Origin of the sequence: Candidatus Nanosynbacter sp. TM7-075, assembly GCF_022828255.1 — a bacterium.
GTDB lineage: Bacteria > Patescibacteriota > Saccharimonadia > Saccharimonadales > Saccharimonadaceae > Nanosynbacter.
The window spans coordinates 225,442-247,076 of sequence record NZ_JAJQJW010000002.1; the positions used below are offsets into that span (position 1 = coordinate 225,442).

Sequence of the window (21,635 nt, forward strand, 5' to 3'; positions counted from 1 at the left end):
TGTTATTGTTTGTGGTTAAATAGAAATATGTATCCTGACAATTTGAATAACCAACCTCAAGGTATCGATTATCTGAATCAAATTGCCACACCTCCGCCAGCGGAAGGTTTTGATAAAAAAACCAAAATCATCATCGCTATTTTGAGTTTTATCGGCTTGATAACCCTAATCGCGATATTCGTTTTTTCACAAGATTCCATGCCGAACGCCAACCCGTCACAAATCGCGGCGCGCGTTAATAAGCTACTCACTATTTCCAAAAAATACAATAATAAGTTCCGCTCAACCAGTTTACAAACCACCAATAGCTCTCTGGTTGCAGTGCTGACTACTGCGGATGCCTCAATGGGCGAAGCGCTTCAAGCAACTGGCATCAATTATAAGGAAAAACAAAAGGACATCCTCGCCTTAGATCCGTCGGAAAAATTAGAGAAAAAATTGGACGAAGCCCTTCTGAACGCGCAATTAGATATTACCTATGCTCATGAGATGAATGTGCAAATAACAGATACAATCAATATGATGAAAAAGGTATACAAGTCCACCAAGTCAAAAAAGATGCGCGAATGGCTAGTAAAAACTGCTGGCGATTTAGAAAATATTCAGAAGCAGATCAATCAAATTATTAAGGCAGATTAAGCTTCCGAGACTAATCGATAGCTCAACCTCGCCAAATCAAAGACTTCTTCGTCAGTCAATTGACCTGAACAAATAATTGTATTCCAATGTTTCTTATTTAAGTGATAGCCCGGTAAAACCGTTTCGTATTTTTCTCGTAAATTCTGTGCCAACAACGGATCGCATTTTAGGCTTACTCTGAGCGGCTTTGAGCATTCCGCCACCAACGCTACCATTTTCCCCGCACCGTCATTATCTCTACCAAATTTATACACCGCAATATCCTCGCCAAATGGATAATCCAGCCATACGCCCGGCAAACTCAGGATAAATTCTTCAAATTGTTTATATGTCATACTTTCACCTTTTTCAAATAATATTCAAGCTCCATAATACTGCCGCGGATGTCTTCCAGCGCTCGATGATCTTCCGGCTTGGCGAATTTCTTACCGTATTTACCTTCAAACACCACCTTCCATGCACTCACGTCCAACACACGATAATGTAGTCTTTTTGACAACGTTGGCCACCATTGGTCAATAAATCGACGATCTTGATGGATTGAATTGCCTGCTAATAGAATCTTCGTCTCGCCCGCAAAATGCTCATCGCAAAACGCCAACAATTCGTGTTCTATTTCTGCCAAAGGCTTGCCCGATTCATTCTGCTCCTCCAGCCCGCGTCGCGCTTCCGGATGCTCATTCCAAAAACCAGCATTTCGGTCCAACAACTTAGCCAACTTTTCCGAATCGTGGCGCACAATTCCTTCGTACGTCGCAATTTCCTTAAAATTCCAATCTGTCGCAATTGCCGCCACTTCCAAAATCTCATCACGTACCGGATCCAACCCGGTCATCTCTAGATCTATCCATAAAATCTTCTTTGGCTTAAAACTTGCTTTCATATCTTTATTATACTACTTTTTGGCATCGTAGTAATCTCGAGAAAACCGCTCTGGCACCTGTCTTAATAGCCTTTCAACAACGTCATCAAACTTTGCCGCACCACCATTTTCTCTTTCAATCCGAAGGGATTCAAGCACGCCATCAGACGGGACAAAATCCGTCTCATTCACTAGATAATAATACATCTCAATAGCACTCATATCTTCACAACCATACGGTATCATTCCATAAAACCTTAGATTTTCCACATAGCGTTCGGCCAATTCGTCGCTGACTTCTAACGCCTTATCTAGCTGTAGCGCTTGCATGAAATAATTATCCCTTGGATCACCATAAACATCATCTGGCAATTGAACACTCTTGATGGTTGCATAGTCAATCCCCTGAACTTGCATATCAGACAGAAGCCTCACTGCCTTGAGGGCTAATTTATTGCCAATTCGATAGCCATAATCAATGTCGTGTTCAAAAACTGTCGGTCTAATAATATGCTCAGCAGTATCCAACACTGCTTGAGTGCTAGCCAATAGCCTCCAAGCACCGTTGTTCTTGTATATGAGCACTTGATTGATTGTAAAATCATGCCGCCTCATAAACTCGGCAGTAGATTGTACAGACTCCGCGCCATAGCCATTCATTGCATCACGTGGCGAAAAACGCATTGAAAGATCGCTCGCTACCGCCCGAATCTCATCTGGATCATAATCGCCATTAGCAATAACTTCTTCTAAAATTACCAAATCGACATCGCGAGGAGGCGGTAACTGACGGTCGCTATGAACTAGAGACTCCAAAACCTGACGAGCCGCCCCACCCTTTACACCAATAAATGACGGTAGTTCGTCTAGACCAAAACCCAAATTAGCCCGCTCAATAGCATCGGCAGGTAATTCATATTCATATATTTCATTGCAGCGAGCTTCCGGGTTGCCAGGCTGCTCGCAATCATAATATTTCAGCTGGCAGCTAATTCCTCCAAATTCTACGCAGCGCTCGCCGCTATCAAGCACTTGCAAGGCGCAAGGTTGATGCATCTTCGCCTCTATATCACTCGGAGTCAGGCTTAATTTTTCCATGCTCGCTATTATAACATAAACGATTTAAAAAGTCAATCAAAGAAGTCCTCTCATCACGCACTGGATCTAGTCCAATCATCTCCAGGTCGATCCATAATATTTTTTCGCCTTACTCATACTATCTATTACACACTCGTTATCTGTTTATCTGACCATAAAAAGCTCCTTGCTGCTCGCTCGTTAACACATTCTGCACTTCAGCCCAAACCTTAGCCTCCGCCTCATGGACATTGTGACTATTTACCGCAGACCCGTCTAGGACCTGATGCAATTGACTCTTGGTGATAACTCGCTGATGTTGTAAATCAAACAATACTCTTACTTGTTTATTAGCCTTGTTTTTCATTGCGTCCACTATCAGCGCGATTTGCTCATCTGTTATGGCGGGGATTTTTTGCTGCCGCTCTGGACCGAGTATCAGCGATCCGACTTTCGGCCGCGTCACACGAACCAAGTCACCATTAGGAGCAACTCTATCACCAAGGGATTCAGACACAGCGCTGCTACTCAAGGCTTGAACAACTTGATTCTTGGTTACTGGTAAAATTGTGTTGAGTGTGTATCGACGACCATCATGCGCATCATACCACCACGGTAAAGCCAGCACTAACGTCAACGCCTCCGAGCCCATACGTCGCACTAAGCTGTGCGAACTAATTTCATACTCAGAAATACCACGTTCGCCAGTGTGAATGTTGGTGTATTGGTTGACCGTTGTTCGTCCAATGCGCCGACTACCAGCTTTGGTATACAATAATTCCTGAAACCCGCGCACCAAAGCCACCGATATATTGTGTTTTTCCTCGCTGTTTAGTTCACCCATGTCGATATCGTTTGGATTAACCGACAGGCGCCGACATATTTTACTAAATTGATAGTGAATATTATCCGCCTTATTGGGATCAATACTATTAGTCAGGTAGACATCATTGTCAGTACGACAGCCGTCATAAATCTCTCTGGTTTTCAAAAAAGCATCGTATTCGGCAAAAAAGTCATCTGTTGTATCGGGGCTGACAAATTCCTGGAACAATTCCTTTGGTTGATGCCACGCGGCAAAACCACCGCCAGAAACGGAAGCCGCAATTGCTGATAATGCCAGTACTTCCCGCAAACTTCCTCCAGTTCTAATCATTTCTGCTAATGCCCGAGAAAGTTCTGGCGACAATGGTAAACTATCCATAAACTCACCAATTTTTGTGATCTGCCCCTCTCCATCAATTGCTTCCAGGGTTTCCAGCAAATCGTACGACTCTTGAATAACTTTTTTACTAGCAACAGGATGCATCAGGTATCGGTTCAGATCCTCAAAATCACCATTCAGATGGATAGCCGACAAAACGTTGCGCACAATATTCGTGTGATATATCTCCGGTGGAATATGCTGTTCACGGGACGCAATATCATAAAATCCTTTCAGCTCATCTGGCAAATAAATCTTATCGTAAGATATCGGACGAGCCAATACAAACTTAGCGCCATCAATATCACGACCGCCCCGCCCCGCCTGTTGCATCAGCTCTGCCTGGGTACATAATCGAGGAGGCAGCCCTTCTGCGCCTTCTTCACCAATCTCCTTACTCTTCGTCAGTCCATTTGACAGCACCAAATCGACCTCGGGTATGGTAATACCAGACTGTCCAGCCGAAGTTGAAACAATGACAAATGATTCATCTTCTGCCGGTTCAGCAGTAAAAATCTCTCGGCGTGCAGCTTCTGATATGCCAGAATGTAGTTTGAAAAATCGTATTTTCCCGGATTGATGGCGAGTATGACGTTTGATTGACGCAATGGTCTCATCAATACTCCTCACGCCTTCAACAAAGATTAGTGATTTTTTCGAGTCCTTACCATATTCAAGGTAGGCTTCGGATACGGTATTCACCTTATCTTCTTCAATATCAATATCATGCGGCCGACCCTCAATGGTTACGACTGTTAGTTCTGACCCGTTAATATCTTCGTACATCGCCTGAGAAACTTCCGTGTCAGGCGTGGCACTAGAAAAAGCCATATGCCATTTGCCGGTATTCTCTATCGATTTTGCCGCCAGAGCGGTAGCAAATTCCATCTCCAAATTGGCTTCATGTATTTCATCAACCAGGATAAGCGTCTTCTCGTCCTGCCAGTCGCTAGAAAATTGTTCCAGCTTTTTCGTAAACGTTGCTGGAGTCATGAAACAGAGCCTAGTGTCCGGCGTCGCTTCAGTGGCACGTCCGTGAATCTTGCCCACCAAGTGATTAGGATATTGTTCGCCAAGCTGTTCACGCAAACTCTTCTCGACATATTCAGTAACATTATCGACGATAACCCGCCGCGGCATCAACACCACGACACGATCAAACCGCTCCAGTGCATACTGAGCGGTTTGTGTCGTTTTACCACTACCCGTCGGTCCGCACAGCCAGGATATTTTACTTTCCGATAATGTGTCTAATATCTCTGCTTTGTGTTTATATGCAGGTAGTTTTTTGTCACCAAGATCATAGTCAGCAAAAGGAGTTTCCGGTAGTTTACTGTACCGTTCCCGCAATTCTTTTAAACGCTGTCGCCTCTGTTCGGGCGGTTCACCATAACTATACGACGGTTGACTGGGTCTTTCACTATTTCGACTCAATAAATGACTACTGCTAGGTTCTTGCGATCTACGTAAATAGCTCGGACGCCGAACTCCATATTTCACACTACTCTCTCCTTTATACTCACATTGTAGATAGGAGAAAGTAAAATAGCAAACGTAAGCGTCTTAGCTTTTTCTTGTCTAGTTTGTCTAACTTAAATAGCAAATCGCAATTCGTATTACACTGCCGCCTCCCTTTTGCATTTATGTTATTTTTTCAAGCGCGCTATGATACACTGGTGTCATGACAAAACGCATCCTACTCAAATTATCAGGTGAACAACTTCAAGGCGAATTTACCAGCGGCTTTGACCCAAAACGCGCTCGCTGGATTGCTGAACAAATTCGACCAGCGCTGGATGACGGTGCTGAAATTGTAATTATGGTTGGCGGTGGCAATTACGTTCGCGGCAATCAAATCATCGGTCAAGGAATTCAACCTGTTTCCGCTCACAATATTGGGATGCTTTCTACGCTTATGAACGCCATTGCACTGGCGGACGTATTAAACGACGCAGGACTTCCAACTCGCGCATTGTCCACAGTCGAAGTGAATCAATTTATTGACCACTATACTTTCCGACGCGCCATTAGCCATATTAAGAAAAACCGCATTGTAATCGTGGCGTGCGGCACTGGCAGACCATTTCTGACTACTGATACCGCAGCGTTAAATCTAGCACTAGAAATGCAGTGTGACGCCGTGGTTAAAACAACGAAAGTCGACGGAGTTTACGATAAAGATCCTATGAAATTCCCTGACGCTGTAAAAATTGATCATTTATCTTACCAAGAAGCCCTAACAAATCCTAACATTGCTGTTATGGATAAGGCAGCAATTGGGCTAGCTATGGACGAGCATATTCCAGTTGTAATTTGTGATTTGCTCACAGACGGAAATATTCTCCGCGCAACCCGCGGAGAATCAGTAGGCACGCTTATTAGTTAAGATTTTAGCCATTTTTCTTGTCTAATTTATCGAGTTTCAAGAAGTGAACAATTGCATATACAACAAACGCAACGGCTATCAACGTAATTAACGAGCTAACGAACGCGCCGTATAAAAACTCACCTTTACGTCCAGCAACTTCAACCGTAAATGAAGCTGATTGCAATCCTTGTTGAGAGCCAACAATCAACTGCACTAACGGGTCAATAAATGCCGTCACCAACTTTTTAACCGTATCGCCAGCTGCAGTACCAATTGCCAAACCTACAGCCAAACCAACAACACCCTGCTCGCGAATAAAGTCGATAAATCCGCTCATATGAGTATCTTTTATAGCTGCACTTACAATTTTCTTTTCTTTGATGGCAGCAACTTTCGCCGCGGCTTTTACACTCTTCGAAGCTAATTTCTTAGCTGATACTTTCGAACCTTTAGTTGATTCTGAAGATTTCATAACTATAAAACTCCTTTTATTAGATATTTATTCACTAATTTTATCACAGGTAGCATCGCACACAATCGCACCAGCAGCCTTTATAGACCTCAGCAACTTTTCGGCAGCCCTTAACTTCCCTACAGCCAAGCTATCATACTTAGGTTTACTATTGATAATTTCCTTGTACAACCTAATCGCCTCATTCAATAAGTTAGTATCCCTATCATATTTAGCTACTTTACGCATAACATCAGGAAAAAACAGTCTGTTCTTTGAAGAATCTCCCGACAACAAACTATCATTTACCACGGACGCTACTTGAATAGCCAAATCACCACTGCCTTGTTTTATTAATTCTCTACATAATTTATCCGCTTCTTTCAAATCATTCCGAGAATCAACATCTAAATATATACCAGACAAGTCTACTATTTTATCCGCAGCCTCTTTATATCGCCCATTCAACTGATCAATTCGAGCATTATATTCATCTAGCAATAATAATCTACCTGGAATAGACGGCAGAGTAAGCATCTGTAGTCGTGCATTTCTTCCGTAGCCATCTCGATATTTCATACCATCCGAGAACATCAACCATTCTCGTCGAGCTACAAAATCACTTCTATTAACGGATGAAGGCAATTTCTGCAATAATAAATCTGTATATAAAGTACTATTAGCTCTGAGTTCACCATAATACAACTGCTCAGCTGGATCTATTCCATCAAAGCCAATGGCGTCAGTCATTTCACAGCGCAACTCCTCTGTCAAAACATCTATTATAAACGACCTATTACTACTACGGTCAAATAGCGTAATGAACGTATGTTGATTTGCATAACTAATGAAATGTTCAATTCCTAATTTTTCTAAACATTCTGACGCAACGATTGTGTGTCCATAACAATTAGCAGCTTCGTCTTTGGCAATATTTACCGCTTCAAGCAGACTTGAAAAATTACCCGTTGACCTAAAATTAAGTGTTTCGCAAACAAGCTCTGCAACAGATTTAGCAGCCTCCGCTATATCATCAAACGTCTTATCTGACTTTTCGTACACACTTTCTATGTCACAAAGCTTCTCTGATTCTAACAAGAGTTCTCGCTTAATGCCTCTTTTCTCTGCTATATCACTTCTCGGAGTTAATAGCTGAGTAGATAAATATCGATCATAAAATGATGTATATGGTTGCTCATCTAATTGTTTACTCGGTCGTTCATTCACGAATTTATATTATATACTAATATAGTATATTTTACAACCGTTCTGGTGCCACAATTCCCAAAATAGCCAATCCAGCCTTAAGAATATCGGCGTAAATTGCCACGATTCCTACGCGATGCGCCTCTTTGTCACTACCAATAACCTGATTTTTCTCGTAATATCGATTAAATTCTTGCGCCAATTCAAACAAATATGTACAGATGTGATGAGGCTCCAGACTTTCTTTGGCGCGGTCAACCACGTCCACGTACTCACTCAACTTCCTGACCAGCATCTTATCCTCGTCAAACAACTCTGTCGGAAAGGCAATTTCTTTATCGGATTTAGCTAAAATACCTCGCGCTCGAGCATGCGCATACTGCAAGTAACTTCCCGTGTTTCCCGTCAAACTTACCGCGTCATTAATATCAAATATGACGTCGCCGCCGATCTTCACTTTCAAGAATTGATAACGAAGCGCGCCAGCGATCACGTCGTCAGTTGGCTCGCCGCCAGCATTTTCAATTGCCTTCTTAAACTCATCGAACAGCCAGCCAATTGTAACAACCTCACCCGTTCGCGAGCTCATTTTTCCAGTCGTCAATTTAACCAAGCCAGTCGCGTAATTAAATAATTTTCCTTTCAAAGCCGGAATCGACAATTCACTAGCCGCAATCACGCCGCGGAAGTATGCTGCTTGTTCCTCGCCGTTTACTGTAATTGACAAGTCCAAGTTCGGATAATCCTTATACTTCAACTGAATCAATCCCATATCATGCGCCCCGTAAAGACCATTGCCGTGAGATCCAATAAACACGTTGTCGAACGCGCCGTATTTGCTGCCCTTAAAGACATACGCACCGTCAGATTTGGTAAACACCTCTGGAGTTTTCTCTTTAATCAGAGATTTGCCCAATTCTTCAGTTTCGCTCTCAACGTAACGTCGCTCAATCGGCACGTTTCCAAGTCGCCCAACATTAGAGTCAATTTCGTCAAAACTCCAACTTTTACAGATTTCGTAAACTTGTTTATATAGCGGATCATCCAGAACGAATGATTGCTTAGCTAGTTCATCAATTTCTGCCTTCGCCTCCGGAGATTCTTTCGCCGCACGCGCACCTTCAACGTACATGCGACTCATAAATTCATTTCGCTTATCAGCTGGAATTTCGTTCAATTTATTCACATCGCCGTCAATCTCACGTAAAATCGCCCACATACTTTTACCAACATGCGTTCCGACATCACCGTGATAACTCACTCGATGCACAATTGCGCCATCAACTGCCAACAAATTAGCCATCGTGTCTGCCAAAATCGCATTCAAAGCGTGTCCGATGTGCATAGCCTTAAATGGATTCGGACAATTGGTTTCAATTACAACCGTCTGACCAGCGCGCTTCGTCGTTGGCTCTTTTTTCAAAGAATTTAGAACGGATTGATCGCTCAGTTTTACATTGATAAAACCTGGACCAGCCACGCTTACTTCGCTAAACTCCTCTTCCTTGCGCAGATTTTCAGCAATCATCTCCGCAATTTCACGCGGATTCTTCCCTAGCGGCTTAGCCAATTGCAACGCCACATTTGTAGCAAAGTCACCAAACTTCGGATCAGGACGCGTCAATTGTATCGATATATCTTGATCAAAAAGTTGTTTCACTACCTGAGAAATAATCTGTTCCATACTGTCTAGTATACAACAGAGGTGGACTATTATCTAGCTAAATCCCTACGCTGTTTCGTCAAGCTCTTCCAGTTCCAGACTTAATTTCGTCGCCGAACTTGGACTAGACCCTTTCACGTGTTGCAATACATATGTCAATGCCGACATATCGTCTCGACTCAATACACCTTCGGTAAGTCCGTGAATATCTTTTTCTTCAGCCATTTTATTCCTTTTTGTTTTAATTTTTTATACAGTAAAATGATATCACATTATTTTTATTTTGTCAATAACTATAACCTTGCGACCACTTACTTGGCTTTATTTTTGTCCGATCGGCGCTTATATTCTTCTGCTATAACCCTACCTATTTCGCTGTCTTTCAAGTACTCTTTACATGACGATAATAAACGCTCGGATACATCAGAGTCCTTCATCTCTAGCGCCTTTCTATATGAATTGCTAAACGCCGCAAGCATACCATCCTCATCTTCCATGACCCTAATAGTAAGTTTCTTGTCCTCTGACGATACGTAAACAAATATCAAGTCTGCGCCAGATTTCAATGCCGTATGAATCGCTGCAGAGCCCATTTCACTGCGAGGCTTTGAGCCTACTGAGTCATCCGCTGAATATCCAGCCAAAACCAAAGATCCACCATCCTCAACAAATTTAACCGCTTCTTCGTAATGGTCTGTTGAAAAGTGAACCGGTTTTTTACTCTTTTTATCTACCCATTCATATGGCACACCAAAAAAGTTTTTAGCGCCAAACGCAAGATACTGTATAGCTTCTAGGTTGATTCCGCCAACGCCCTTCTTAATCCAATCTCTATTAGTCGACGCTACGCCAATATTAATTTTGTTCAACAAAGACGCCAAATAACTAGCCGTAGGAACATCTTCTCCATTGAAATGTGTTGGCGCTATAACACTTCCCTTACCTTCTTCTTTAGCCCTTTTGGCGGCTTCAATTAAGATATCTTCGCCAATTATTTCAACTTCCTTTTTGCCATGCATTAAGCCCATCAATAGCTTAAGTCCAGAGGAAAGTCGAACGTCTGTTTCTGGCAGTCCCAACTCTTCTCCGGCTGCCTCAAGTTTTTCTACCGCCGAATTGTTAGTTAGTCCAAAAGGTTTGCTGTGCTTTTCTCGTCTACCACGCACCCATTTCTTAAGAGAATCAAGCGCAACCGACAGAGAAAAACCCTCTCTCTGTGGCTCAGTTTCTTTTACGTCAATATCAGACTCTTGATAGAAAACTTCATCGAACAATTTTTGTTCTTCTGGGGTTGGAGTAAATTTATCTATTCCTGCAGTCATTTTAACTATCTCTCCTTATTACGCAGCCAATACCGGATCATATTTATCACGCATATACCCCAATATCGCCTCCCCACCAAACGCCTCCAACATGCGACGCTGCTTTTCACGAGCCGCCTCTGAGTAAGACGCTTCACGCGAAACATTGGCATAAGCTTCAACTTCATCAGGACTAGGCTTAATAGTCTCACCAAATACCAGTCGCACAGTTTTTTCACCTAAATACTGTTTTGGATGTATCGCATTGTCATTAAATTGGTCTGGATTTCTCTTCTGACCCTCAACCTGCATAAGTACAGGAATTATGGCAGCACCCGTCGCTAGGCTTAGATGAGGAGCTAATTTACCCGCCTTTTCTGGCAGTTCACCGTCATTTTTCATCCCAATATTGCTCATCGGGTTATGTGCTGCAGTAATAACAGAAAGTCCACTATCTGTTATTTTTTCTTGCAGACCTAAGTAATCGTCACCATTAAACGGCAACGCGTACTTATTATCAATAGCATCTTTTTCCACAGACGGATCTCTTACATACGGAACCTGAAAAAAGTTATCCACCCCAACAAGTTTATATGGTATCCTCTGATGCCAAAGACCCATATTAGTGGAGGCTACTGTCACGCCTATATGTCTAAACTCAGAAACTACGCTAGCAACAGTCGAAACATCAACGTCCGTTAGGTGACTCGTAGCAAATATAACACCCTTGTTTTCCTCGGTTTTCTTAGTTGCCTTAAAAAGATTATCAGCCCCCTCAACGACAACATCCCCCACATTACCAAAAAGCAAATCAGTAACCAATTCAAGAGGAACGCGCAGTCTTCTTGGGGTTGGATCATACAGACCTTCAGATGCGCCCTTTTTAGCGCACTGTTTAATCTCTTTTATAGCCTCAGATCCTGAAAAAGTCTCAATTTTTTTCATGATGCTCTTAATTATACAACATAATTGGCTATGCTGTCAATAGTAAAACGCTGCTCGAAACTCTATTCGCAACCGTCACAAATAGTCAAACTTGCTGGGTCAACTGGTGCCGCAACAGTACCGTTCGACTTTGCTTGATCGTCAGCCGCTTCCTGCGCCGCTTTAAGAGCTGCGTCAATGGCACTCAATTTTTCTTCCAAAGTCATGTCATCAGTAATAATTTGACTTGCATTCATTTTCATTTTCCCCTATATTTAGTAGTTACTTAACTAATTTTACGCTAGATATAGTGCTTATGCAATAAAATGCAGCCAATTGCCCGTTGTAGTTTTTTCATCAAGTTCACCAATTGGTGCAATGTATATTTGCGGATTTTGACAACGTGGCATAAAATCAGCCAACTTCTCTTTATAAGCCGCCATTGCCGCCTCTTTCTCAGATTCTGGGAGTTCAGTCACGTTAGTTTTTAAGAAAACTGCTCGCTTTTTATCATCCCAAACCACAAATTCCGCCTTACCGTTTCGAAACGCATTTTCTGAATGGCGCGCAGTCGGCTCTGATATCCAAACTATCGAATCACCCAATCGCGCAAAGTGCAGCGGCGTTATCAGAGGAGTTCTATCAACATTCACCGTTGCCAACGCACCAACTTCGACTGTATCTAATATTTCTTTCGCTAATTCGTTCATATCATCAACTCCCATTACTTCGTGGTATTAACTTCATAACTAGTGTTCGTGCTTTCAAAGAAATTCACCAATTCCAGCGTATCGTTGGCGGCTGCCATCCATTTGGCTGGATTTGGCACGTTATATTCAGGCTCAAAACCTAACTCCTGCAAGCGTCGGTCGGTCATATGCATAACATACTGGTTAACGTAATCAGCGTTCAATCCCAAAATTCCCTTTGGCAACATGTCCTTATTGTAAGCCTTCTCAAGTTCTACCGCCTGCAGAATCAAGCCACGAATTTCCTCGGCAAATTCCTGTGTTTGCAATTCTGGGTTCTCGTCCAAAATTGTCAAAAGCAAATTGATACCAAACGTCAAATGAAGATTTTCGTCGCGAGTAATCCAGTCCAGTAGTGAGCCAACATTACGTAGCAGATTACGCTGACGGAAACTCATGCCAACCATAAAGCCTGAATAGAACCAAATCCCCTCCAGCACGATGTTATACGCCACCAAAGACCTAACAAAGTCCTTCTTGCCTTCCAGAGAATAAATATCCAAATTCGGATCAAGCATCACGTCCAAATGCTTATTCTGGAAGTCAGCCTTATCAGCCAATGATTTTTTACCAAATCCCGCAGCGTAAATCTCCTCGCGATCAAACGGAAATGTCTCAATAATGTATTCAAACGTCATGAAGTGATTAGCTTCTTCCCACATCTGTTTTGACAAATATAGTTGAGCTTCCGCCGCGTTCACGTATGGATAAATACCAAACGCCAATGATTTATTGATCAATAACTCGTTTGGGTTCAAATAGCTAATAACTGTTTTCAATGCGTGTTTTTCATCGTCAGACAATTTTTCAAAATCTGCCAAATCCTGAACTAATTGGACTTCGTTTGGAAACCACGTGTTAGCCACTGCTTGATTATAAAGATCATACGCCCAAGGGTAACGAATTGGGTGAAGTGATAATCCATCGCGTAATCCTGAACCTAAAATTCCCATCTTAATTTCCTCCTTATTTATTAATTTTCGCAAATCCAAATCCGCGCACTTTACTATTTGTGCGGACTTTTTGTTCTGCAATTTTATCAACTGAAACCGTCGTTTGCTCCGACTGATGACGCGGCTTAACGTGTAGATAATATGTCGTCTTCAAGCCACGCTTCCACGCTTCCGAATAAATCTTCACATATTCATCAATATCTCGCGTCTCCAGGTACATATTTCGAGAAATCGCCTGATCGACCCATTTCTGAGCCCTAGCCGCCACCTCAATAAACGCGTACGGACTGAGCTGAAAACTTGTTTTATAAACATCCTTGATATTCTGAGGAATACCGTCAATATCTTGAATATCGCCTTGCGCCGCAAAAATCTCATCTTTCAAATTGTCCCACAAACCAAGCTTCTTCAAATCGCGAACTAAATTATGGTTCACTTCCAAAAACTTACCGTTCAAAGTCGAGCGACTGAAAATCTGCGCAAATTGCGGATCAATTCCAGGAGTCGTTCCCGCCACGTGACCAATGTTAGCCGTCGGCGCAATTGCCATAAGAGTCGCATTTCGCATTCCCTTCTTCACTTTCTTTCGCAAGCTATCCCAGTCCAGTCGCGTCTTTTGGTCTATTTTCACCTTCACGCCGCGATCTTTCGACAGCTTATCAACCGTATCAATTGGAAGGGTTCCCTTGCTCCAACCACTGCCCGCAAATGCTGGATAGCTGCCCAATTGCTTTGCCAAATCAGCCGACTGGTCAATCGCGTGATAGCTAATGAACTCCGTTAATTGATCAACCAAATCGTACGCTTCTTTCGATTCGTAGCAATAGCCCAACTTCTCCAACACGTCAGAAAGACCCATAATTCCCAGGCCAATTGCTCGAGTTTGCTGATTCGAATGCATCGCTTCTGGAATTGGCGTTTGAGTGATGTCGCACAAATTGTCCAATTGTCGCACTGCCGCACGAGCCGCTTCTTTCAATCTATCCCAATCCCAAGTCTTATCCTCGCTAAGAAATGCCGACAAATTAATACTCACTAAATTACACGTCGCAATATTATTTTTATCCTGCGGCAATGTAATTTCCGTGCACAAGTTACTGAGGTGAATCGTACCCGTATTGTTATTTAATGCTCGCACGTTAATCGTATCTTTCCAAGTTAGCCACGGATGCGAAGTTGCTTGTAAGCTAGTCAAAATGCGCTTAAACTGCTGACGAGCTGGAACTTTATCAAATGTTCGCAATTTCCCAGCTTCCGCCATCTTGATATATTCTTTATATCGCGCCGAAAATTCTTCGCCATATAATTCCGTCAAATCTGGAGTTTCCGCTGGATCAAACAAATACCAATCTTGGTCTTTCTCTACTCGCTTCATAAATTCGTCAGAAATAAATACCGCGGTATTTGCAAATCTGGTTCTTAGATATGGGTCGCCAGAGTTTTGACGAAGATCAACAAATTGATCAAAATTAAGGTGCCAGTTTTCCATGTAAATTGCAGCCGCACCAGCCTTTTTGCCCTTACGAGAAACCGCAAAAAGCGCCGTATCAATCATCTTCATAAATGGAATCGGTCCAGTCGATTCAGTGTTGGTGGTTTTAACTGGACTGCCCGCTGCACGTAGCTTTGTAAAGCCAATGCCAATTCCGCCCGTACCTTTAGCAATCCACATTGTGTCGCGAACAGCCTTAGCAATTGATTCCATATCATCATCGACATTAAGCAAAAAACAGTTGCTGAGTTGCGGGAACGAACCGCCAGCATTAACTCGCGTTGAGCCGCCAGGAACGTACTCCAAATTACTCATGTGATTATAAAACTCAATCGCTGCAGTCGTTGGGTCAGATTCGTTATAACTAAGTCCCATAGCAATACGCATGTGCGTAAACTGAGGTGTTTCAATTGGTGAACCGTTTTGCTTACGAAGAGCGTAGCGGTTTTTATTGGTAACCACACCCAAATATTTACTCAAATCATCACGCGCTGGATCAAGTTCCGCCGCCAGCTTTTTCAAATCAAATCGACCGTCGGCCATGCGCTTATCTAGCAAACCTTCTTTTACCGCCGCCTTAACGAACTTCGGAAATTCGCGCGCATGAAGCTTTTTCAATTCTTCCGCCGTTTCATAATCGCCCAAAATCTGCTTATAGACAGTTTTCAGTAATAATCGTGCCGCGATTTTATCGTAATCTGGGTCGTCCTTAACGTTTTGCAAAACTGTTTGAATGACAGCCTCGTCCAATTGCTCGGTCGTAATTCCATCAAATAATGTCAATTGCAATTCAGTCGCAACTTGAACAACTTTAGAAATTTGGTCCGGCAAACCTTCGCACGCTTTTAAAATAGCCGTGTTAATTTTATTAGCATCAAACGGCTCTTTCGTTCCGTCGCGTTTGACTACGTTAATTTCTTTCACATACCCTCCTTAATTTCCCCTCTTAAAAACAAACCACCAACACCTCATCTGGTGGCTTATCTTCGTAGCTTGTGTTTTTGTTTATTTATGGGCTCGCTATATATATAGCGTACAATAATAACTATAGCCGCTATATCTAGTGTTTTGCAAGCTATTTAGTAAAAATTACAACCTATTTTTGCTATAATCAGATACGGTATGAAATTTGTCTCAATGCGCGACGCCACTTATTTTTTGGACGAGTTAATCACCCATCCGCCCGAAAAACATAATCGGCTGGTATATGTAGCGCACATTTTGGAAACCCTTGGTAGTCCGCAAAATCAAATTCCCGCCATCCACATCGCTGGCACCTCCGGCAAGGGTTCGACTGCTTATTATGCTACCAGTTTACTGAACCGGGCTGGTTATACCACCGGTACATTAGTGTCGCCGCATATTGCCAGCGTCGCCGAGCGCTCGCTTATCAACGGGCAGCCGCTGCCTAAACAAGAATATTTGCATTATTTTCAAGCGTTTGCCAATCTTTACACAGTACACAACCTGCATCTATCGTATTTTGAATTTTTGACGATTTTTAGTTTTTGGCTATTTAAGAAAATAGACGTTGATTATATCATAATTGAGGTTGGGATTGGCGGTCGGCTAGATACAACCAACGTGATTTTCCGTTCGCCAACTGTACGCGTCATCACTGATATCGGACTAGACCATACGGAATTATTAGGCAATACTCTGACAGAGATCGCCCAAGAAAAAGCTGGTATTATCCATCAAAGCGATTCAGTCGTGATGAACCGACAAACTTCTGAAATTGAAACGATTATTCGGCAACATGCAGAGTCACAGCACTCACAGTTCTCTATTGCTTCGCCAATTATTGACGATTTTCTGAAAATACTGCCGGATTTTCAGCAGCGGAATTGGACATTGGCGTACCGCGCCGTTGAAAAGCTGCTGGCGCTAGATAAAAAGCCGCCTCTGCCAAAAGAGGCTCTGAAAAAATCTGTACATATCACTATTCCCGGACGGTTAGAGAAGCACAATGTTGATGGAGTTGACATCATATTTGATGTTGCGCATAATCCCCAGAAAATCCGCGCCTTGATTGATTCATTACGAAAAATATATCCAGAGAAAAAGCCTGTTTTCGTGGCAGCATTCGGGCAGAATAAGCAGTTGTCGTTGGCGAAATCACTCTCCATGATTGACAACTTGGCACAGCTGACTTACGCCACCACGTTCAGTACCGATTACGGTAAAAACCACCGCAACGTACCGCCAGAAGCCATCCGCCGTGTTATGAAATCTGCAGTCGAGATTGAATACAATCCAGACAGAGCTCTCACAAAAGCCATCAAGAAAGCCCAACAGCTTGATACGTACGTCGTTGTTACCGGGTCGTTTTATTTGGTGAGTGAATTTGCGGCAAGGTAGATCATTATAATGTTCGGAAGAATTTAACAAAAACATCTTCTAGCTTTTCCTGCTGAGCCGCACCGCTTGCCATAAATTGTTTGGCACCAGGCGTTGCGTTTACCTCTATTACGCCGTATTCGCTATCTGATTGCGTAATATCCTTACACGCCAAATCAACCCCACATATTCGTAAATCAAAGATTCTTGCCACCCTGACAGCTAGATCTCGCCACCGCTGATGCATAACTTCACCGACATCAACTGGCGTTCCTCCTGCTGATAAATTTGATATATCCATCAAACGAACATCTGCGCCTTCCGGTATAATATCGGTCATAGACAGACCCATTTTCCCTAATTTATTCATAATTATAGGTAGCTGCCTTTCAAAATGTATATCTCTACCAGAATCTACTAAGGTCTTATGTTTCAAATCAATTAGCTGTTCTAAATTACTTACTCCATCACCCTCAACAGAAAAAGGTCGTCTCTCATAGGCATTAACTACCTCATCATCAAAAACCAATATGCGATAGTCAGGCATTTTTAATTCTTCTTCAATGACAGCTACTTTAACACGTTCCTCGTTATACTGATTAAGAAGCTTATCAAGTTCTTCGGCGGTTTCAACTCTAGCTACACCAACTCCTTGAGAACCTCTGCTAGGTTTAACATAGACAGGAAATCCTAAAGATTTATCAATATAGCCAAGGGCTTCTTTTGTGTCACGCATAGAGTGATTAAACTGCTGACGGTCTGATTGACGCAGCATATCCGCCCACCAAGGTAAAAGAAATTCAGAACCTCTTGCACAATTTATGCCATTTTCTCTAAGCAAAAACTTTGTATACCCCTTATCATTAGCTAATTGCTCTGCACTTCCTGAATTAAACCCAGGATCATGTCCATATAAAACTCTGTGTTCTCCAGAATTATACTCAATTGACGCCACATACCCATATTCAGGTTCGATAATAATATCTTTTATCTCTGGTAACTTACCAGCATTATATGCGTCTATCAAAATATTGATTAAGTACGTATAATGTTCTCTTGGTTCTATACGCTTTTCTGTATGATGCTCGTATATTTCCATAATACCCCCTCAAATATCTCTTGGCGGAAGGAGAGGGATTCGAACCCTCGAACAGATTGCTCCGTTACACGCGTTCCAGGCGTGCCAGTTCAACCACTCCTGCACCCTTCCTTGTTGATAATTATACCACAACTTTATTGCCCCTTATGGTTGCACTTACTGATGTTCATTCTCTATAATAAGTCAAAGATGAAAGAAACTATTCCACCACGCATTAGGCTTGTTAATGTCACCAAAAAATTTGGCTTTGGTGATGCTGAGATTCGTGCCTTAGATAACGTCGATTTAACCGTTAAAAAGGGCGAATTTATTGCTATTATGGGCCCAAGTGGTTGCGGAAAAACTACTTTATTAAACACCCTTGGACTATTAGACCAGCCATCAGAAGGTGAATACTATCTGGACGATGTTGCTGTCGATAATCTCAGCTCACGACGACGCGCCAAAATTCGCTCCAAGCACATCGGCTTCGTTTTTCAGAATTTCAATCTTATTCCTCGCCTGACTGTAATTGAAAACGTAGCGTTGCCGTTAACGTATAAAGGGCTTGGGAAAGTCAAACGACTCCAAGAAGCTAGCCGCATTCTAAAAACTTTTCATCTGGGACAGCGCGAATATTACATGCCGCATCAATTATCTGGTGGTCAGGTTCAGCGTGTAGCAATTGCCAGAGCGTTGGTTAATAGTCCGTCAATTATCTTAGCGGACGAGCCAACAGGAAATTTGGATAGCAAATCGAGTCATCTCATTATGGAAGAATTGTCCGACCTACATCGTCGCGGCAATACTATAATTATGGTTACTCACAACCCAGAATTGACTCATTATGCCAGTCGCGTCATCACTATGTTGGACGGAAAAATCGACACTGACGAGCATAAGGAAAAGCGCAAGTTCACTAAGAAGTTAATTGTCGACGACGAAAAAGAAGAAAAACCTAAGAAGCAAAAATTTTCAAAGAAATCGAGGGCGAAAAAATCGTGAAAATATTAGTAAAAAATCATTTTGAGAACGCTACTCAGGCGCTACGAGCTAATCGCGGACGAACATTTTTGACAATTGTAGGCGTAGCTATTGGCATCGCCAGCATCACCATGGTTCTATCTCTAACTGGCGGATTTAATCACCTATTCGGCGATAATTCCAACCAATCAGACGCTCCTGTCGCCATTGTTAAGTCTGGCAATCAAAAAGCCGTCCCGAATCTGCTGACCGAATCCGACAACACGACGACAGTCAACACATTGACTGAAACGGACGCCAGGGATATAGAGAAAATCGCTAACACAAAAGCCGCACCTATCGCATTTTTACACGCTGAACTGCGCGCCCGCGAAGGTAAAGTCGATATCCAAAACGCCGCGTTAATCGGCAGTACGGAATCGCTAAAAGACGTCGCCAATTTGCAAATTGCTACTGGGCAATTTATTAACGACATTGGCGGAGTTGTCGTCGGCCAGCAATTGTCGGTCGATCTGTTCGGCACTGAAAGGTCCATCGGAAACGTTATTTACATCCGAAATCAACCATTGACCGTTGTTGGCGTGTTGAAGAATATTGAAAATCCAGCCAGTTATTTGGACGTGAATTTTAATAACGCCGCCATTATTCCATTGTCTATGATTAAAAAATTTACCCAAGGCACGCCGCAAATTCAGCAAATCATCGTAACTACCAAAGACCATAAAAATCTCAATTCAGTCATAAAATCGGCTGACGATATTTTGAAGAAGAATCATGATAGCGATAAAAATTATCGAATCGTTTCTGGCGAAGAGATAAACGAAAAGAAGTCTAATGTCGCGAGGTTTCTCTCGATAATCTTAACTGTCATCGGCATTATTTCTCTGTTGATCGGTGGAATAGGCGTTATGAACGTGATGCTTGTCAATGTCGCCGAGCGTCAGCGTGAAGTCGGCGTCAGACGAGCCGTCGGCGCCACGGGCTGGGACATCATCAATCAATTCTTAATCGAGGCAGCAATCATCGGATTCCTCGGCGGAATATTGGGCTACGGCTTAGGCTTGGCAGGAGCTTATATTGCCAGCTTATATTTACCGCTCACGCCTTATATTTATTGGCAAACGGCCGTCTTATCAATTGGACTATCCATAATCATCGGCGTAATTTCTGGCGTATATCCAGCAGCCCGCGCCACTAGACGCGACCCTATCGAATCTCTACGATATTAAATTAACTAAGTTCCGCTTTCAATTTTTCAATCAACTGAACTGGACCAGGATTAACTCCATTGAGAATGGCTGTGTAAATACTAGCCGCGTCAGCCAGCACCAAGCCCCACAGCAATTGCTCCATAAGCGTCTTTCCTCGAAGTTCCAACACGTGCGCCTTTGGTCGCTTGCCGCTTAACAATCGATCGCTAAGCTCCATTCGCTCGCGGATTCTGTCCCGCTCCAAATTGCTACGAATATCAAAAACCGCAAACGGCTTCTCTACAGGATGCGACGACCAGCCAATGAACTCGTTATGATTAAATTCTGGATATTGATTCGAGAACGCCAAATTCTTCGCTGATTCATTCCAGCTAATTTTCCATTTATACGCCAGCGGCCAAGTCAATTCACCGCCAAAAACAACCAACGTCTTGCCAATTGTTAATTTCGCAATCTGCTTTGCCAAATTATCAGCTTCTGGCGTTTTAGCTGTCCAATTAGATATTTCGCCCGCCAACCAATCAGCACTATTTTTCACCTGATCGTACAAATCATTATCAATCACCCAAAAATGTTGTAATAATTTCAACAATCCTCGCAGATGGTAAACCGTCGACATTCGTGGCTGCGCGCCAGCTGGGACTTGGGCGTAAGTTACGTTGTCATTCTTCGCTCGCTCAATCAACTCTCCACCAGTCGACATAGCCGCCAGACACGCCTTCTTCTCCAATGCTTGCTGATAACAACTCAGAGTTTCCTCAGTATTGCCCGAATGACTAACCGCAATAACCAACGTTTCCTCGCTCACAAATCCCGGCAAATCATAACCCTTCACCACTTCAAGCGGAATATGCAACCAGCCCGCGGTCAAAACTCGAACCATATCAGCCGCTAAAGCCGAACCGCCCATTCCCGCGATCACAATATTCTTAAAATCTCGGCGCTGATTCGCACTTTCGTGAATCGACACTTCATATCGAGCTTGTTCTGGAATATTCAAAACGCCGCTTAAAACGTCGCCTGGATCATATTGTTTTATCACATTCATATCATCTAACATCTTGCGCTCCTTGATTAACTCATGTTATAGTGTAACATATATAAGCTTAAACAATTTAATATATAAGGTGGGT

Annotated in this window: 21 protein-coding genes and 1 tRNA gene; 5 read left to right on the forward strand and 17 right to left on the reverse strand. The window is 42.8% G+C overall.

Annotation, left to right across the window (positions count from 1 at the left end; genetic code table 11):
• Nucleotides 1–27 precede the first annotated feature (27 nt).
• The gene (locus LRM42_RS02700) at nucleotides 28–639 is read left to right on the forward strand and encodes a hypothetical protein (protein WP_243816647.1); all 612 of its coding nucleotides are present in this window, start codon (nucleotides 28–30) and stop codon (nucleotides 637–639) included.
• On the opposite strand, the gene LRM42_RS02705 is transcribed toward LRM42_RS02700, so the two are convergent.
• The 4 genes from LRM42_RS02705 to LRM42_RS02720 form a co-directional block, all read right to left on the reverse strand.
• The gene (locus LRM42_RS02705) at nucleotides 636–974 is read right to left on the reverse strand and encodes an MmcQ/YjbR family DNA-binding protein (protein ID WP_243816648.1); all 339 of its coding nucleotides are present in this window, start codon (nucleotides 972–974) and stop codon (nucleotides 636–638) included. The genes LRM42_RS02700 and LRM42_RS02705 overlap by 4 nt on opposite strands.
• Nucleotides 971–1,522, reverse strand: a complete 552-nt coding sequence (gene orn, locus LRM42_RS02710; protein WP_243816649.1) for an oligoribonuclease — start codon at nucleotides 1,520–1,522, stop codon at nucleotides 971–973. The genes LRM42_RS02705 and orn overlap by 4 nt, the downstream gene beginning before the upstream one ends.
• Before the next feature lie 12 nt (nucleotides 1,523–1,534).
• The gene (locus tag LRM42_RS02715; RefSeq protein ID WP_243816650.1) at nucleotides 1,535–2,599 is read right to left on the reverse strand and encodes a hypothetical protein; all 1,065 of its coding nucleotides are present in this window, start codon (nucleotides 2,597–2,599) and stop codon (nucleotides 1,535–1,537) included.
• A gap of 136 nt (nucleotides 2,600–2,735) precedes the next feature.
• Nucleotides 2,736–5,216, reverse strand: coding sequence for a helicase-related protein (locus tag LRM42_RS02720; RefSeq protein ID WP_243816651.1), 2,481 nt, complete (start codon nucleotides 5,214–5,216; stop codon nucleotides 2,736–2,738).
• Between the two features lie 247 nt (nucleotides 5,217–5,463).
• On the opposite strand from LRM42_RS02720, the gene pyrH reads away from it, so the two are divergent.
• Nucleotides 5,464–6,168, forward strand: a complete 705-nt coding sequence (pyrH, locus tag LRM42_RS02725) for a UMP kinase (protein ID WP_243816652.1) — start codon at nucleotides 5,464–5,466, stop codon at nucleotides 6,166–6,168.
• A gap of 4 nt (nucleotides 6,169–6,172) precedes the next feature.
• On the opposite strand, the gene LRM42_RS02730 is transcribed toward pyrH, so the two are convergent.
• The 10 genes from LRM42_RS02730 to LRM42_RS02775 all read right to left on the reverse strand — a co-directional run bounded on the left by LRM42_RS02730 (nucleotide 6,173) and on the right by LRM42_RS02775 (nucleotide 15,813).
• Nucleotides 6,173–6,622, reverse strand: coding sequence for an MscL family protein (locus LRM42_RS02730; RefSeq protein ID WP_243816653.1), 450 nt, complete (start codon nucleotides 6,620–6,622; stop codon nucleotides 6,173–6,175).
• Nucleotides 6,623–6,649: 27 nt separating this feature from the next.
• Nucleotides 6,650–7,828, reverse strand: a complete 1,179-nt coding sequence (locus LRM42_RS02735) for a hypothetical protein (protein WP_243816654.1) — start codon at nucleotides 7,826–7,828, stop codon at nucleotides 6,650–6,652.
• Nucleotides 7,829–7,859: 31 nt separating this feature from the next.
• A complete protein-coding gene (argS, locus tag LRM42_RS02740; protein ID WP_243816655.1) occupies nucleotides 7,860–9,491 on the reverse strand; it encodes an arginine--tRNA ligase in 1,632 nt (543 codons plus the stop codon).
• A gap of 45 nt (nucleotides 9,492–9,536) precedes the next feature.
• Entirely contained in the window at nucleotides 9,537–9,695 is a 159-nt protein-coding gene (locus LRM42_RS02745) for a hypothetical protein (RefSeq protein WP_164999857.1), read from the reverse strand.
• A gap of 86 nt (nucleotides 9,696–9,781) precedes the next feature.
• Nucleotides 9,782–10,792 carry a hypothetical protein gene (locus LRM42_RS02750; RefSeq protein ID WP_243816656.1) on the reverse strand — a complete coding sequence of 337 codons (1,011 nt, stop codon included), beginning with the start codon at nucleotides 10,790–10,792 and terminating at the stop codon, nucleotides 9,782–9,784.
• An 18-nt stretch (nucleotides 10,793–10,810) separates the two neighbouring features.
• A complete protein-coding gene (locus LRM42_RS02755; protein ID WP_243816657.1) occupies nucleotides 10,811–11,716 on the reverse strand; it encodes a hypothetical protein in 906 nt (301 codons plus the stop codon).
• Between the two features lie 62 nt (nucleotides 11,717–11,778).
• Complete coding sequence (locus LRM42_RS02760; protein WP_165000163.1) at nucleotides 11,779–11,952, reverse strand: hypothetical protein; 174 nt, start codon at nucleotides 11,950–11,952, stop codon at nucleotides 11,779–11,781.
• A gap of 57 nt (nucleotides 11,953–12,009) precedes the next feature.
• Complete coding sequence (locus LRM42_RS02765) at nucleotides 12,010–12,405, reverse strand: pyridoxamine 5'-phosphate oxidase family protein (RefSeq protein ID WP_243816658.1); 396 nt, start codon at nucleotides 12,403–12,405, stop codon at nucleotides 12,010–12,012.
• A 14-nt stretch (nucleotides 12,406–12,419) separates the two neighbouring features.
• A complete protein-coding gene (locus LRM42_RS02770; RefSeq protein WP_039327939.1) occupies nucleotides 12,420–13,397 on the reverse strand; it encodes a ribonucleotide-diphosphate reductase subunit beta in 978 nt (325 codons plus the stop codon).
• 13 nt (nucleotides 13,398–13,410) lie between these two features.
• Complete coding sequence (locus tag LRM42_RS02775; RefSeq protein WP_243816659.1) at nucleotides 13,411–15,813, reverse strand: ribonucleoside-diphosphate reductase subunit alpha; 2,403 nt, start codon at nucleotides 15,811–15,813, stop codon at nucleotides 13,411–13,413.
• A 198-nt stretch (nucleotides 15,814–16,011) separates the two neighbouring features.
• Here LRM42_RS02775 and LRM42_RS02780 point away from each other — a divergent pair, with 198 nt between their 5' ends.
• Nucleotides 16,012–17,250 (forward strand): bifunctional folylpolyglutamate synthase/dihydrofolate synthase, encoded by a 1,239-nt coding sequence (locus tag LRM42_RS02780; RefSeq protein WP_243816660.1) that lies wholly within the window; start codon nucleotides 16,012–16,014, stop codon nucleotides 17,248–17,250.
• A 4-nt stretch (nucleotides 17,251–17,254) separates the two neighbouring features.
• On the opposite strand, the gene LRM42_RS02785 is transcribed toward LRM42_RS02780, so the two are convergent.
• Both LRM42_RS02785 and LRM42_RS02790 read right to left on the reverse strand, forming a co-directional pair.
• Nucleotides 17,255–18,328 (reverse strand): hypothetical protein, encoded by a 1,074-nt coding sequence (locus LRM42_RS02785; RefSeq protein WP_243816661.1) that lies wholly within the window; start codon nucleotides 18,326–18,328, stop codon nucleotides 17,255–17,257.
• 21 nt (nucleotides 18,329–18,349) lie between these two features.
• Nucleotides 18,350–18,439 (reverse strand) — tRNA-Ser (locus LRM42_RS02790).
• 78 nt (nucleotides 18,440–18,517) lie between these two features.
• On the opposite strand from LRM42_RS02790, the gene LRM42_RS02795 reads away from it, so the two are divergent.
• Together LRM42_RS02795 and LRM42_RS02800 are read left to right on the forward strand one after the other, a co-directional pair.
• Nucleotides 18,518–19,312 (forward strand): ABC transporter ATP-binding protein, encoded by a 795-nt coding sequence (locus LRM42_RS02795; protein ID WP_243816662.1) that lies wholly within the window; start codon nucleotides 18,518–18,520, stop codon nucleotides 19,310–19,312.
• On the forward strand, nucleotides 19,309–20,520 hold the full coding sequence (locus tag LRM42_RS02800; RefSeq protein ID WP_243816663.1) for an ABC transporter permease: 1,212 nt from the start codon (nucleotides 19,309–19,311) through the stop codon (nucleotides 20,518–20,520). Before LRM42_RS02795 ends, LRM42_RS02800 begins: the two co-directional genes overlap by 4 nt.
• A gap of 1 nt (nucleotide 20,521) precedes the next feature.
• Here the strand turns inward: LRM42_RS02800 and LRM42_RS02805 are convergent, their stop codons facing one another.
• Nucleotides 20,522–21,562, reverse strand: a complete 1,041-nt coding sequence (locus LRM42_RS02805) for a bifunctional phosphoglucose/phosphomannose isomerase (RefSeq protein ID WP_243816664.1) — start codon at nucleotides 21,560–21,562, stop codon at nucleotides 20,522–20,524.
• Nucleotides 21,563–21,635 lie beyond the last annotated feature (73 nt).